Below are 14,695 nucleotides of genomic sequence, written 5' to 3' on the forward strand. Positions count from 1 at the left end.
CGTGCGGTCATCGTACGGGGGACGCCCCGTCGTATCTGCCCGCCGAACGGTGTGGTGCGGGCAGAGCTGTCCGGGCAGCGACCGATCTGCCCGGAAATCGAACTTGGGGTCTGGTAGTGCTTACGTTTCCGATTACGTATCCTGCCGAGGGCGTACGCCCGTGACTCGCGACTCAGGTCGGAGCCCGCGGACCGTTCCGGCTCGGTGTCACTGCCGCCATACCCCTCCGGCGAGGTCCGATTGAATACCCGCAACTGGCCGATCCGCTCAAAGGTCATCACGCTCGTCACCGTGCCCATCGCCGCCCTCCTGGCGTTGTGGATCTTCGCGACCACGCTCACCGTCGGGCCGGCGCTGAGCCTGCTCAACACCCGTCAGCTACTCAACGAGGTGGGGCAGCCGGGCGAGGCGTTGGTCGTCGAACTACAACGGGAACGCCGGCTCACCACGATCTACCTGGCCGGACCCGGGCCACTGCCGGCCCTCGACGAGCAGCGGGCCCGTACCGACCAGGCGATCGTCGACTTCCGGCGGCGGGCCTCCCGGTCCGACGTACGCGACGTCGCGGGTGACCTGCTCAACGAGCGGATCACCCAGTCGTTCACCGCGCTGGAGTCGCTGATCCCCGGTCGTACCTCCGTGAACCAACGCAAACTCGACCGTCCGGGCGCCGTGGGCCTGTACAGCGCCACCATCGACTCGATCTTCATGGCGTTCACGGCGATGACCTCCCTGCCCGACGAGGGGCTCAACCGTGAGGCCCGGGCCGTGATCGCGCTCATCCAGGCCCGGGAGAAACTCAGCCTGGCCGACGCCCTGCTGGCCGGTGCGTTCACCGCCGGGCGGTTCGCCGACGGGGAGTACAACGGCATCGTCCAGGCCATCGGCAACCAGCAGATCCTGTACGCCACAGCCGTGGCCGAGCTGCGGCCCAGCGACCGGGTCGCCTATCAGAAGATGACCGAGGGTGCGGAGTTCACCCAGATGCGCGGGCTGCTGGAGCAGTTGGTCGCCCGAGGCCGGGCCACGGGCGTGCCGCCGGTCACCGCCGCCAACTGGCAGCGCAGCCACGACCCGGTCCAGGAGCAGCTGCGGACCTTCCAGTTGACCGCGGCGGACACCCTCGTCAAGCGCACCAAACCCATCGCCAACCGCATCCTCATCCAGCTCGGCCTGGCCGGTGTCCTCGGTCTCGTGGCGATCGTGGCCTCCGCGGTCATCGCCCTGCGGATCGGCAGCTCGCTGGTACGGCGGCTGACCGCCCTGCGGGCGATGGCCCTGGACATGGCCGGGGAGCGCCTCCCCGCCATCGTCGGCCGGCTACGTCGGGGCGAGGAGGTCGAGGTCGCCCGCGAGGCGCCCCCGATGGACTTCGGCACCGACGAGATCGGCCAGGTGGGGCACGCGTTCACCGAGGTGCAGCTCACGGCGGTGCGCTCCGCCGTGGACGAGGCCGCGTTGCGTCGTGGGATCAACGAGGTCTTCCTCAACATCGCCCGACGGAGCCAGACTCTGCTGCACCGGCAGTTGGCGCTGCTGGACCGGATGGAGCGGCGTACCGAGGCACCGGAGGAACTGGAGGACCTGTTCCGGGTCGACCACCTTGCCACCCGGATGCGTCGGCACGCCGAGGACCTCGTCATTCTCGCCGGTGCGGCCCCCGGCCGAGGATGGCGCAATCCGGTACCGATGATCGACGTGATCCGGGGCGCGATCTCCGAGGTGGAGGACTATGCCCGGGTGGACATCGTCACCGTACCGCCCGCCGCGATCGCCGGCCGGGCCGTCGGCGACGTCATCCACGTGCTTGCCGAACTGATCGAGAACGCCGCCTCCTTCTCCCCACCGCAGACTCGGGTACAGGTCACCGGCCAGATGGTCGGCAACGGTTACGCCATCGAGGTCGAGGACCGGGGACTGGGCATGGCCCCCGAGGCCATCGAGGACGCCAACCGGCGACTGGCCGACCCGCCCGAGTTCGACCCCGCCAACAGCGCCCGGCTCGGCCTGTTCGTGGTGGCGCAGCTCGGGGCCCGACACGGCATCCGGGTACGCCTACGCCCGTCGCCATACGGCGGAATCACCGCGGTGGCCCTGGTGCCCGGCGATCTCGTGACCACCGAGCCACCTGCGGTTCCCCCGTCCCGGCCCACCGCGTCCGCCGCAGGCGTGCCGGTCGGCCCACGGTACGGGGCGGCGACGGAGGACGCCGGAAAGGCGCGACTGGCTGTGGTGCCGGACCGCCCCTCGACCCGGTCCGGGGCCACCACCCCGGTACTGACCCCGGACGGATTGCCCAGCCGGCGTAGCCCGGCCCTGACCGGCGTACCGAAACCGGATCCGGCGGCGTCCCCCGGCGCTGGCCCGGCCATCGGCGGTCCTGGCCTGCCCGGTTCCCCCGCCCGCCCGGTCCACGGTGTGGGCGACGACGGACTGCCCCGGCGGGTCCGGCAGAGTAGTCTCGCGCCGCAGCTGCGGGTGGATCGGACCGGTGAGGTGTCAGCGACCAGGAAGGCGGCGGGGAGCAGACCCGACGAACCCGCCCTCCGCTCGCCGACCGAGGTCCGGACGTTGATGTCGGCGTTGCAGGCCGGCACCGCACGGGGACGGCAGGAAGCTGGCTGGCCGTCCGCCGGCTCAACTCCGGCATCACCGGAACCGACGGCTTCCGCTGTCCAGCCCGATCTGTCGGCTACCGCTGTCCAGCCGGAACCGACGGCTTCCGCTGTCCGGCCCGATCTGTCGGCAGTGGCCGACCAGTGGGGTGCGGCGAAGCCCGTTCCCGCTGACCCCGATGACTCCCCGGTCGCCGACCTGGGATCCACCGAATCTGGAAGGGACGCGTAGTGGTGCACACGACGAGGCCGGCCGCGAATCTCGACTGGTTGCTCGACGATCTCGTGGATCGCGTACCGACCGCGCGGCAGGCCGTGGTGCTCTCGGCGGACGGCCTGCTGATGGGCTCGTCCCGGGACCTGAGCCAGGAGGATGCCGAGCACCTGTCCGCGATGGCCGCCGGCTTCCAGAGCCTGGCGAAGGGCGCGAGCCGGCACTTCGCGGCCGGACCGGTCCGGCAGACCGTCGTCGAGATGGAGTCGGCCTATCTGTTCGTCACGGCCGCAGGTCAGGGTGCCTGCCTGGCCGTGCTCAGCGACGCCGAGTCCGACATCGGGCTGATCGCCTACGAGATGGCGATGTTGGTGACCCGAGTCGGGCAGAACCTGTCCGCGCCGACCCGAAATCCCACGGAGGGCACCGATGACGCGGGCTGAGCCGCCCGTACCCCATCACGACTGGCTCGACGACGAAGCCGGGCCGGTGGTCCGGCCGTACACGATGACCGGTGGTCGGGTACGGCCCGCCACCGGTGGGTTCGACCTCGTGGCATTCGTGATGGCGGTGGTCCCTGCCACGGAGGCCGGGGACCAGCCTCATCGGCAGCTGCAGCCGGAGCACCGGATGATCATCGAACTGGCCCAGGAACCGCTCTCCGTCGCCGAGCTCTCCGCCCACCTCGACCTGGCGCTAGGCGTGGTACGAGTGCTGCTGGGCGACCTACTCGCCGTCGGTTTCATCGAGATGCACGAGCCTCCGGCGCAACAGTTTCCCGACGACAACATTCTCAAGGCGGTGGTGAATGGACTCCGGGCGCTCTGACCGGAACGGGTCCGGTCAGCGGATCCCGCTTGCTCTGAAGATCCTGATCGCCGGTGGTTTCGGGGCGGGTAAGACCACGCTGGTCGGCGCGGTCAGTGAGATTCGACCGTTGCAGACCGAAGAGGTGCTGACCAACGAGAGCGTCGGCACCGACGATCTGTCCGGGGTCGAGGGGAAGACCACCACCACGGTCGCCATGGACTTCGGTCGAATCACGATCAACGAGGATCTCCAGGTCTACCTGTTCGGCACGCCGGGGCAGGACCGGTTCTGGTTTCTCTGGGACGAGCTGGCCTTCGGGGCGCTGGGGGCGGTGGTGCTCGCCGACACTCGCCGGCTCGCCGACTGCTTCCCTTCGGTCGACTACTTCGAGCAGCGGGGTACGCCGTTCGTCGTCGGAGTCAACTGTTTCGACGGGGCGCAACGGTTCACCACCGAGGCGGTGCGTGCCGCCCTCGACCTCGATCCGGACGTGCCGGTGGTGCTCTGTGACGTGCGGCAGCGCCAGTCGGGTAAGGCCCTGCTGATCGCACTGGTCGAGCACGTCGCGCAGCGTCGGGGTGAGCCGGTTCCGGCCGGCTGATCGTGCTTTGGGGTTAGAAAGGGTCCCTTTTTGTCGCTCTCTGTCATGAAAGGGGCCCTTCCTAACCCGGCAACCGAGCACTCACCCGCATCCTCTGCTTGGATCTAGGACGGGAGCACACCCGACGGGTCGAGGAGGGGCACCGGATGGCCAGCAGTGGCGAACTCGTCTACCTCGGCTGTTACACCAGGGAGAGCGGCGGCGGCGGGCAGGGCATCGTGGCCGCTCGCCGGGACCCGGTGGGCGGTGGCCTCGACGTACTCGGCACGGCGGCGATCACGCCGGCACCCTCGTTCCTCGCCTGGCATCCGAGCCTGCCGGTCCTGTACGCGGTCAACGAACTGGACGAGGGCAGGGTCAGCGCCTGGGCGGTGGCGGACGACGGGGCGCTGACCGGGCTCGGTACCTGGTCCACCGAGGGTGCCGAACCCTGCCATCTGGCGGTCTCGCCCGATGGCGCGCAGTTGTTCGTCGCCAACTACGGCAGCGGCAGTGTCTGCGTACTGCCACTGGACGAGGCGGGGATGCCGGGGGAGCACACCGATCTGGTGACCCACGAGGGGCACGGTGCGGATCCGGAGCGCCAGGAGCAGGCACACGCCCACATGGTCTCGCCCGAGCCGCGGGGAGGCGGGTTGCTCGCGGTGGATCTGGGGACCGACGCCATCTACCGGTACGACGTCGACCCGGTCGCCGGTCGGCTGCTGCCCCGGCTGCCGCCGGTACGGACCGCCCCTGGCACCGGCCCCCGCCATCTCGCCCGGAATCCGGACGGACTGCACTGCCATGTGGTCGGGGAGTTGGATGCGACGGTGACCACGTACGGCCTGGACCTCGGCGGGACGCTGCACGAGCGGGGTCGAGCCGCGACCAGCACCCGGCCGGGGAAGGCCCAGCCCTCCGAGATCGCGGTGGGACGCGATGGGCGGTTTCTCTACGTCGCCAACCGAGGGGTGGGGACAGTGTCGGTGTTCGCGGTCGCGGACGGGCTACCGAGTTACGTCACCGAGGTGGAGACCGGTGGCAGTTGGCCCCGACACTTCGCGATGGTGGGCGACCATCTCTATGTCGTCGACGAGCGGGCGAACACGATCGAGATCTTCGCGGTGGACCCGGGGACCGGGGTGCCCGCGCCGGCAGGTGGCCCGGTGTCGGTGCCGAGCCCGACCTGCGTGCTGCCGCAGCGGCAGACAGTGCAGTCGTACTGACCCGGTTTATCGGATACGCAAGGACCGTACGTCAATGCCGGAATGTGCGGGCGAATAGTAGTCGTCCGGCTACGTGCAGCTATGAGACCTGGTCGAAGTGTTACTGGTGCGTAACATTCGGGTGAGGGCTCGTGGCAAGGCCTTGACCAGGTACGCAAGATGGTTTCGTGTCTGGTCGCCACCGTAATACCAAGAGGCTCCGCGGAGCACGAGCCGTCGCCGCCGCCACGGCCCTCGTCGTCGTCACCGCCGGAGCATGGTTCGGATATCGGTGGCTCGCCGAGCCAACCTGTACCGGCGAGATCCGGATCAACGTGGCCGCCGCCACCGAGATCGCCCCGGCGGTGAGCGCCGCCGCCGAGAAGTGGACGGTGGACGGTGCGGCGGTCAACGGTACGTGTGTGGCGGTCGACGTGGTCAGTGCCGACCCGGTGGACGTGGCGGCGAAGGTAGCCACGCAGCACGGCGTCACCCTGGCCGGCGTCGGTCAGGCCAGTGGTGCCGCTGAGCTGCCCGACGTGTGGCTGCCCGACTCCTCGACCTGGCTGACCCGCCTGCGTACCGCCGGGGCGTCCGGGTTCACCCCCACGAACGGCGGGTCGGTGGCGCACAGCCCCGTCGTGGTGGCGATGCCAGAGCCGGTCGCCGGCCGGCTGGGCTGGCCGTCCACCCAACTCACCTGGGCGGACCTGCTCAAGCAGGTGACCACCGGCTCCGGGCTGCGGGCCGGCACCGTCGACCCGGCCCGGGATCCGGCCAGCCTCTCCGGGTTGCTCGCGCTGACCCGAGCCGCTGCCGCCGGCTCCGATCCGGCCGGGGTGCGGGCGACGACCACCGCCGTTCTACGGGCGCTCGCCACCGGCGGTTCGGTGCTGCGACAGGATCTGATCGCCCGGTTCCCGCGCGCCTCCGACGCGTCGTCCATCGCCTCCGCGCTCAACCTCGCCGCCCTTTCCGAGGAGAACGTCATCGGATACAACGCGGTGGACCCACCGATCCGGCTCGCCGCGCTCTACCTCGACCCGACCCCGATGGGCCTGGACTACCCGTACGCGGTGATGCCGGGCAGCCCGCCGGCGAAGGTCGCCGCCGCCGAGGGGCTCTACGCCACGCTGCGCGGCAAGGAGTTCCGTGACCTGCTCGCCGCGCACGGCCTGCGTGCTTCGGACGGCACCTGGGGGAACGGTTTCCAGGCCCCGCAGGGCGCGCCGAGCACCGTCCACACCCCCCGGCCGGGAACGCCCGGTGCCACCCCGGCCGCCCCCGGCGGTACGGCGGGTACGAGCAGCCCGGAGCCGACCGGTACGGCTGACGGAGTCCTCGACCCGGTCGTCATCGACCAGGCGCTCTCCACCTGGACCGCGGTCACCCAGCCGGGCCGGATGCTCGCGGTCATCGACGTTTCCGGTTCGATGCGACAGCGGGTGCCCACCGCGGGAAACGCCACCCGGCAGCAGGTGACCGTGGCGGCGGCCCGCCGTGGGCTGGCGCTCTTCGACGACTCGTGGTCCCTCGGTCTGTGGACCTTCTCCACCGACCTGGTGGGGGAGCGGGAATACCGCGAACTTGTGCCGATCGGGCCGCTGAGTAGCCAGCGTGGCCGGCTGGAGGGCGCGTTGCGTGAAGTCACGCCGAAGGAGAACGGCGGGACCGGCCTCTACGACACCGTGCTCGCCGCCTATCGGACGGTGCAGGACGGCTGGGAGGCGGGGCGGGTCAACTCGGTGGTGCTGTTCACCGACGGACGTAACGAGAACTCCAAGGGCATCACCGAGCAGAAACTCCTGACCGAACTGAAGCGGCTCGCGGACCCGGAGCGTCCGATCCAGGTGGTCATCATCGGCATCGGCGGTGATGTCAACCGGGACGAACTGGACGGTATCACCAGGGTCACCGGCGGCGGGGTCTTCGTCACCGCAGACCCGGCGAAGATCGGGGACATCCTGCTCAAGGCGATCGCGCTCCGTCCGGCCCCGCGCTGACCTTCCTCCCCTCGGCCGTCCGCCAGTACGCGCCGTTGGCACGCGGGTGACGGTTGCAGCGCTTTCCAAGTAAGTGACAGTAATCTGTCGGAAGCGCTGCGTAGTCAGCTGGCTGGGCGAAGATGTCGGGGTGCCCGGTGTCAGCCGGCTCCGCGACGGGGTCGGCGACTGACCCGGGGTATGCCCTGAGCGAATTGGGGAGGGCCGGTGCCGACGGCGACACTGCTGAGCCCAGCGACCAGTTCCCCGGCTTCCACGCCGGGCACGACCATCCAGGGTCGACTCCGACAACGTGCCTACCTCCGGGCCATCGTCGTCCTCGACGCGACGATCCTCGGGCTGGCGGTGCTGGGCGGCTACTTCGCCCGGTTCGGTGGGGACGAGCCTCGTGGCTCGGACATCCCGTACGTCGTGGTCGCTCCGGCGCTGGTGCTCGCCTGGCTGCTCTCCCTCAAGGTGCAGCGCTGCTACGACGACCGAGTGCTCGGTTACGGTGCCGACGAGTACCGTCGGGTCACCTCGGCGAGTCTCCGGCTCGCCGGAGCCGTCGCCATCACCGGATACATCGCAGACGTCGGGGTCTCGCGGGGATTCCTGGGCATCTCGTTCGCGGTTGGCACGATCGGCCTGGTGGTCGCCCGGTTCGGGGCACGTAAGCACCTGCACCGGTCCCGGTTGCGGGGGCGTGGCTGGTCCCGACGTGTGCTGGTGGTGGGTGACGCGGCGCACGTCCTGGAGTTGGTGCACACCCTGCGGCGGGAGCCGTACGCGGGTTATCACGTGGTGGGTGCCTGCATCCCGGATGCGTTGCTGGCGCCGGTGCCGCAGCGGCTGGGTGACGTACCGGTGGTCGGGTCGTTCCGGGGGATTTTCGACGCCGTGGCGACCACCAGCGTCGACACGGTCGCGGTGACCGCCTCGGGCGAGTTGACCGCGACCCGGCTGCGGCGGCTTGGCTGGCAGCTGGAGGGCACCGGCGTCGACCTTGTTCTGGCGCCTGCGTTGACCGACGTAGCTGGTCCGCGTATTCACACCCGACCGGTCGCGGGGTTGCCGCTCATCCACGTGGAGGCACCCGAGTTCCGCGGCGTGCGTAAGATCGTCAAGGGTTTCGTGGACCGATCCCTGTCGTTTGCGGCGCTTGCCCTGGCGCTGCCGGTGCTGGCAGCGATCGCGTTGGCCATCAAATTGGACAGTCGAGGACCGGTGATTTTTCGGCAGACCCGGGTCGGGCAGGGCGGCAGCGAGTTCGCCGTCTACAAGTTCCGTACGATGGTGGTCAACGCCGACACGTTGCTTTCCGAGCTGACCGCCCAGAACGAGACCGACGGCCTGCTGTTCAAGATGCGTGCCGATCCTCGGGTGACCCGGGTTGGTCGGTTTCTGCGCAAGTGGTCGCTGGACGAGCTGCCCCAACTGGCCAACGTCCTCTTCGGACATATGAGCCTGGTCGGTCCCCGCCCGCCGTTGCCTACCGAGGTCGCGCGCTACGACGGTGACGTGGCCCGGAGGCTGCTCGTCAAGCCGGGCATGACCGGGCTGTGGCAGGTCAGCGGTCGGTCCGACCTCAGCTGGGAGGATGGCATCCGGCTCGACCTCTACTACGTGGAGAACTGGTCGCTTGCCGCTGACCTGACCATCATGTGGAAGACCTTCGGGGCGGTCGTCAACAGTCGAGGTGCCTACTGACCATCGGTCAGCCGTAGCGGCATAGCTCGGGTTGGTGGGGATGCCCCCGAAGTCAGCGCCCGGCCGGCCGTGCTCGACTAGCCCAACCGTCCAGTCGTACTCGCTGGAATTCGGCGGGTAAATCGTCGATCGCAAATTCGACACAGCCGCGAACCGACGGTTTCACTCATTGACATACATCTATGTTTGTCGATATGTTGCCGGTATCGCGATGAACCACGGGGGCGCTCCAGTTTTCGATCCGAGAATCGAACGCTGGGAAGGATTTCATGAGAACGTCAAGACGGCTTCTGGCCCTGTCGGCCCTGATCCTGCCGGCGGTCCTCGCCGGTACGCCGGCGCAGGCCGCCACCAACATCGACACCACGCTGGGCGCGGCCGTGCCGGCCGGTGTCACATCGATCGAGCGCGAGGCCGGGTCCACCTCGCAGGCCGCTGCATACTGGACGGCCGACCGGATGGCGGCGGCCACACCGGCGGACGAGGTGGAGAAGTCCGCCGGCCCAATCGCCCAGAGTCCCGCGCCGGAGCAGGTGCGGCGCTTCGCGGAGGCCGTGGCGCCGAAGGATGGCGGCGACTTCAACACCCAGCTGAACGAGTCGATCACCGTGGGGAAGATCTTCTATACCAGTTCCACAGACGGTCGCGGCCACTACTGCTCCGCAAGCGTGGTCAACAGCACGGCACGCAACATGGTCTTCACGGCCGCGCACTGCGTACACGACGGGCCGGGCCGGGACTGGCATACCGCGAACTGGATGTTCGTGCCGTCGTACCGCAACGGTGCACAGCCGTACGGCACCTGGGACTGGTCCACGCTTGCGGTGCCGAGCGGCTGGATCAGCACCCGTGAGCGGCAGTACGACGTGGCGATCGCACTCGTCCACGGCAGTCGATCCATCGTGGATGCGGTGGGTGCCAACGGGCTGCTCACCGGCGGTGGCCGTGAGTACCACTACGACATCTTCGGCTACCCGAGCAACAAGGACAGCGGCCAGATTCAGTGGGTCTGCTCCGGCACGTCGCGGGACGCAGGCAGCAACCGGATCGAGATGGACTGCGGATTCGGCGGCGGTTCCAGCGGCGGTCCCTGGTACTACAGCTACAACAACACCACCAGACGTGGTGACGTGCACGGGGTGATGAGTTACAGCAGCGGCTCGAACACGAACGGCTCGCCGTACTTCTCCGCAGCGGTAGTGGGGACACTTTACGATACGTATGCGAACGATACCTGGTGAGTGACAGTCTGCCTGGTGTGCCGCGTGGCACACCAGGCAGACTGGTATGCAACCCACCCGACCCAGGGAGGCGACATGTCACTCCGCGTACTGCTGGGTGCGGCCGGAGCCGCAGCGCTGGCAGGGGCCGCAGCTATCGTGATCATCGCGATGCGCGACACCGAGGCGCCACACCCCGCGCCCGGCCCGGTTGTCGCGACACACAACTCGAGCCCCGGCGCCACGGACCCGTCCGGTTACTGGACCGAGGAGCGCATGAAGGACGCGATCGGCGGTTGAACCGCACTCCGCTCGGGTGACTCGTCGTAACGGGCGGTCCGGGTTTCGACTGTTGTGGCGCAGGGGCCCACTCCGAGACCCGCCGTGGGCCGGTGTCTGGCGCCGGTAGTATCGGACGTCTTTATGATCAGGTGCGTTGACCGCAGTCGCGGCCGGTGACATCGCAGGTGAGAGAGGTCAGCGGTGACCATCGAACGACTTGGACCGCCGTTGCGCGCAGGCGAACGCGAGACACTGCGCGCCTTCCTCGACTTCCACCGGGCGACGCTCGCCATGAAGTGCGAAGGACTCACCGACGACGAGCTGCGCCGCCAGTCGATGCCGCCGTCGACCCTCTCCCTGCTCGGCCTGGTACGACACATGGCCGAGGTGGAACGCACCTGGTTCCGTCGCGTGATCAACGCAGAGGACATCCCACTCGTGTGGTCCGCGGAGGGCGACTTCCAGGTGGCGTACGACGCGAGCGCCGCCAGCCGTCCGGAGGCGTTCGACGCCTGGCAGCGCGAGGTCGAGCACGCTCGCCGCATCGAGGCGGCGGCGGAGTCGCTGGACGTGACCGGTCACCAGGCCCGATGGGGTGAGGATGTGTCGCTGCGACTGGTGATGCTGCACCTGATCCACGAGTACGCCCGGCACAACGGGCACGCCGACTTCCTGCGCGAGGGGATCGACGGCATCGTCGGTGCCTGAGTTCTACTCCGCACCTCTGAGTGCGTGCAGGGAGGAACGTCGTCCCGCCAGGTAGGGCTCGATGTCCTCGACCCGGACCAGGGTGATCTGGTCGGGGGTAACGCCACAGACCTCAAGTACCACGCAGTGACCGTGGTAGGCGCTGCTGGCGTACCAGTGGGTGTCGTCCTGCCACCGGGTGAACCGCTCTAGCCGGCCGTCGATCGAGATGTCGACCTCGGTGCTCGGTGATGTCGCGAGCCGCTGCTCTCGTTCGAGCAACTCGGTCATGTCGCACGGGTGGGGCGGTGTGGCCATCCGGAGGAGCCGGACGGCGGTCGCCGGCTCTTGGACGGTGGTCCGGCTGTGGACGTACGGACCGCCGTCGAGTCGATCACCGTATACGAGCCCGACTGTGACGAGACGGTCGTCCTCCCATGACCAGTCACCAGTCGAGATCGCCCCGGTCCATCCGGCCAGCCCGTATCGGGGCAGCAGGTGCGCGGAGGAGCGTATCTGCTCGTCATGTTGGGCCATCTGTGCCCAGAACTCGTCCGGGCTGAGCCGACCGGCGACATGCATATCCGGAGTATAGCGGCCGGGAGCGATCCCACGTCGATGCTCGACTGACCGGTCCGATTCGGGAAAGCTGGGGTGGACACGCCGATGCGTCGATATCCCAGGAGGCGGCATGGCAACCTCGCCCACCCCGGCGGACAAGTTCTCCTTCGGACTCTGGACGGTGGGCTGGCAGGCCCGTGACCCGTTCGGTGACGCCACCCGCCCGGCACTGGACCCGGTCGAGGCGGTGCGCCGGCTCGCCGAGCTGGGCGCGTACGGCATCACCTTCCACGACGACGACCTGATCCCGTTCGGCGCGGGCGAATCCACCCGGGACGGGCACGTCAGCCGGTTCCGTAAGGCGTTGGACGAGACCGGGCTGGTCGTACCGATGGTCACCACCAACCTCTTCACCCACCCCGTGTTCAAGGATGGCGGCTTCACCAGCAACGACCGGGACATCCGCCGGTTCGCGCTGCGCAAGGTGCTGCGTAACGTCGACCTGGCGGCGGAGCTGGGGGCCCGGACGTTCGTACTGTGGGGCGGCCGGGAAGGCTCCGAGTACGACCTGGCCAAGGACGTTCGGGCGGCACTGGACCGCTACCGTGAGGCCCTCGACCTGCTCACCGCTTATGTCCTCGACCAGGGCTACGACCTGCGTTTCGCTATCGAACCCAAGCCCAACGAGCCGCGCGGCGACATTCTGCTGCCCACCATTGGTCACGCCATCGCCTTCATCAACTCCCTGGAGCGTCCCGAGCTGGTGGGGATCAACCCCGAGGTCGGGCATGAGCAGATGGCCGGGCTCAACTACACGCACGGCGTCGCGCAGGCGCTCTGGCACGGCAAGCTGTTCCACCTCGACCTCAACGGCCAGCGGGGCATCAAGTACGACCAGGACCTGGTCTTCGGCCACGGCGACCTGATGAACGCGTTCACCCTGGTCGACCTGCTGGAGCATGGTGCGCCCGGTGGCGGGCCGAGCTACGACGGGCCCCGGCACTTCGACTACAAGCCGTCCCGGACCGAGGACTTCGACGGTGTCTGGGCCTCTGCCGCCGCCAACATGCGCACCTATCTGCTGCTCAAGGAGCGGGCTGCCGCGTTCCGGGCCGATCCGCAGGTGCAGGAGGCGCTGACTGTCAGCAAGGTCGCCGACCTCGGCACGCCCACCCTCGACCCGGGTGAGGGGTACGCCGATCTGCTGGCCGACCGGAGCGCCTTCGAGGAGTTCGACGCCGACGAGCGGGCGGCCCGGGGCTTCGGCTTCGTACGACTCAACCAGCTCGCGGTCGAGCACCTGCTCGGTGCCCGGCCGGGTGGCGGTCCCGAATGACCCTGGTCGCCGGGGTCGACTCGTCGACCCAGTCGTGCAAGGTGGTGGTCCGTGACGCGGAGACCGGAGCGCTGGTCCGGCAGGGGCGGGCCGCCCATCCGGACGGCACCGAGGTCGACCCGCAGGCCTGGTGGCAGGCGTTGCGGCAGGCCGCTGCCCAGGCGGGCGGGCTGGACGACGTGGCCGCGGTCTCGGTCGCCGGTCAGCAGCACGGCATGGTCTGTCTCGACGACGCCGGTACGGCCGTACGCCCGGCCCTGTTGTGGAACGACACCCGGTCGGCGCGGGCGGCGGCCGACCTGGTCGCGGAGCTGGGCGGCGGACAGGCCGGGGCCAGGGCCTGGGCGGAGGCGGTGGGCAGTGTCCCACTGGCTGCCTTCACCGTGACCAAGCTGCGCTGGCTGGCCCGGCACGAGCCGGAGCTGGCGGCGCGGGTGAGGGCCGTCTGCCTGCCGCACGACTGGTTGACCTGGAAACTGGGTGGGACTGGCGGCGTCGCGGCTGACGACACCAGTACGGGCGACATCGGGGCGCTACGTACCGACCGGGGGGATGCCAGCGGCACCGGCTACTGGTCCCCGGCGACCGGCGAATACCGGCTTGACCTGCTGGAACATGCCTTCGGTCGGTCTCTCGTCGTGCCCGAGGTGCTTGGACCGACGGGCCGGGCCGGAGAGTTGCGCAGCGGCGTGCCGATCGGGCCGGGCACCGGCGACAACGCCGCTGCGGCGCTCGGGGTCGGTGCGGTCCCCGGCGATGTGGTGGTCTCCATCGGCACCTCGGGCACCGTGTTCAGCGTCGCCGACACCCCGGCGGCGGACGCGTCCGGCGCGGTGGCCGGTTTCGCGGACGCGACCGGGCGATTCCTGCCGCTGGTCTGCACACTCAACGCGGCCCGGGTGTTGGATGCCACCGCCACGATGCTCGGGGTGGACCTGGACGAGTTGGCCCGACTGGCGCTGTCGGCACCGGCCGGCGCCGACGGGCTTGTCGTCGTGCCGTACCTGGAAGGGGAACGCACCCCCAACCGGCCGCAGGCCACCGGGTCGGTGCATGGCCTGACCCTGCGTACCGCCACCCCCGCCCACCTGGCTCGGGCAGCGGTCGAGGGACTGCTCTGTGCGCTCGCTGACGGGCTGGCGGCGCTGGTCGCGCAGGGAGCCACCGTCGACCGGATCATCCTGGTGGGTGGGGGAGCACGTTCCGAGGCGGTCCGCCGGATCGCGCCGCAGGTCTTCGGCTGTCCTGTCCGGGTGCCGCCGCCGGGGGAGTACGTCGCCGACGGGGCGGCCCGCCAGGCCGCCTGGGTCGCCCTCGGTGGTGCGCAGCCACCGTCGTGGACCATCGAAGAGGCACCCGAGTACGACGCGACGCCCGTCCCGGCCATCCGCCACCGGTACGCCGACGTCCGCGACCTGACCGCGAGCCGCCCCACCGTCTGAGGTGTTAGGAAGGGCCCCTTGCTGTCGCTTCCTGTATAGCAAGGGGCC

13 protein-coding genes are annotated in these 14,695 nt (G+C 69.4%); 12 read left to right on the forward strand and 1 reads right to left on the reverse strand.

Annotated features, from left to right (window positions below):
• Positions 1–291 precede the first annotated feature (291 nt).
• The 10 genes from FHR38_RS20420 (at position 292) to FHR38_RS20465 (ending at position 11,329) form a co-directional block, all read left to right on the forward strand.
• Positions 292–2,847: a sensor histidine kinase gene (locus tag FHR38_RS20420; RefSeq protein WP_312882301.1), complete on the forward strand. Its 2,556-nt coding sequence runs from the start codon at positions 292–294 to the stop codon at positions 2,845–2,847.
• Entirely contained in the window at positions 2,847–3,272 is a 426-nt protein-coding gene (locus FHR38_RS20425) for a roadblock/LC7 domain-containing protein (RefSeq protein WP_184536181.1), read from the forward strand. Before FHR38_RS20420 ends, FHR38_RS20425 begins: the two co-directional genes overlap by 1 nt.
• A complete protein-coding gene (locus tag FHR38_RS20430) occupies positions 3,259–3,657 on the forward strand; it encodes a DUF742 domain-containing protein (RefSeq protein ID WP_184536182.1) in 399 nt (132 codons plus the stop codon). The genes FHR38_RS20425 and FHR38_RS20430 overlap by 14 nt, the downstream gene beginning before the upstream one ends.
• Entirely contained in the window at positions 3,638–4,240 is a 603-nt protein-coding gene (locus FHR38_RS20435) for a GTP-binding protein (RefSeq protein WP_184536183.1), read from the forward strand. The genes FHR38_RS20430 and FHR38_RS20435 overlap by 20 nt, the downstream gene beginning before the upstream one ends.
• A 146-nt stretch (positions 4,241–4,386) precedes the next feature.
• On the forward strand, positions 4,387–5,448 hold the full coding sequence (locus FHR38_RS20440; RefSeq protein ID WP_184539975.1) for a lactonase family protein: 1,062 nt from the start codon (positions 4,387–4,389) through the stop codon (positions 5,446–5,448).
• Positions 5,449–5,615: 167 nt separating this feature from the next.
• Positions 5,616–7,430 (forward strand): substrate-binding and VWA domain-containing protein, encoded by a 1,815-nt coding sequence (locus FHR38_RS20445; RefSeq protein ID WP_184536184.1) that lies wholly within the window; start codon positions 5,616–5,618, stop codon positions 7,428–7,430.
• 207 nt (positions 7,431–7,637) lie between these two features.
• Positions 7,638–9,119: a sugar transferase gene (locus FHR38_RS20450; RefSeq protein ID WP_184536185.1), complete on the forward strand. Its 1,482-nt coding sequence runs from the start codon at positions 7,638–7,640 to the stop codon at positions 9,117–9,119.
• 269 nt (positions 9,120–9,388) lie between these two features.
• The gene (locus FHR38_RS20455; protein ID WP_184536186.1) at positions 9,389–10,360 is read left to right on the forward strand and encodes a trypsin-like serine peptidase; all 972 of its coding nucleotides are present in this window, start codon (positions 9,389–9,391) and stop codon (positions 10,358–10,360) included.
• A gap of 75 nt (positions 10,361–10,435) precedes the next feature.
• Positions 10,436–10,639: a hypothetical protein gene (locus FHR38_RS20460; RefSeq protein WP_184536187.1), complete on the forward strand. Its 204-nt coding sequence runs from the start codon at positions 10,436–10,438 to the stop codon at positions 10,637–10,639.
• A 183-nt stretch (positions 10,640–10,822) separates the two neighbouring features.
• Complete coding sequence (locus FHR38_RS20465) at positions 10,823–11,329, forward strand: DinB family protein (protein WP_184536188.1); 507 nt, start codon at positions 10,823–10,825, stop codon at positions 11,327–11,329.
• Between the two features lie 3 nt (positions 11,330–11,332).
• Here the strand turns inward: FHR38_RS20465 and FHR38_RS20470 are convergent, their stop codons facing one another.
• Positions 11,333–11,890, reverse strand: coding sequence for a hypothetical protein (locus tag FHR38_RS20470; RefSeq protein ID WP_184536189.1), 558 nt, complete (start codon positions 11,888–11,890; stop codon positions 11,333–11,335).
• A gap of 109 nt (positions 11,891–11,999) precedes the next feature.
• Here FHR38_RS20470 and xylA point away from each other — a divergent pair, with 109 nt between their 5' ends.
• On the forward strand, positions 12,000–13,205 hold the full coding sequence (gene xylA / locus FHR38_RS20475) for a xylose isomerase (RefSeq protein WP_184536190.1): 1,206 nt from the start codon (positions 12,000–12,002) through the stop codon (positions 13,203–13,205).
• Positions 13,202–14,647: a xylulokinase gene (xylB, locus tag FHR38_RS20480; RefSeq protein ID WP_184536191.1), complete on the forward strand. Its 1,446-nt coding sequence runs from the start codon at positions 13,202–13,204 to the stop codon at positions 14,645–14,647. The genes xylA and xylB overlap by 4 nt, the downstream gene beginning before the upstream one ends.
• Positions 14,648–14,695 lie beyond the last annotated feature (48 nt).

It is taken from the genome of Micromonospora polyrhachis, from assembly GCF_014203835.1.
GTDB classification, from domain to species: Bacteria; Actinomycetota; Actinomycetes; order Mycobacteriales; family Micromonosporaceae; genus Micromonospora_H; species Micromonospora_H polyrhachis.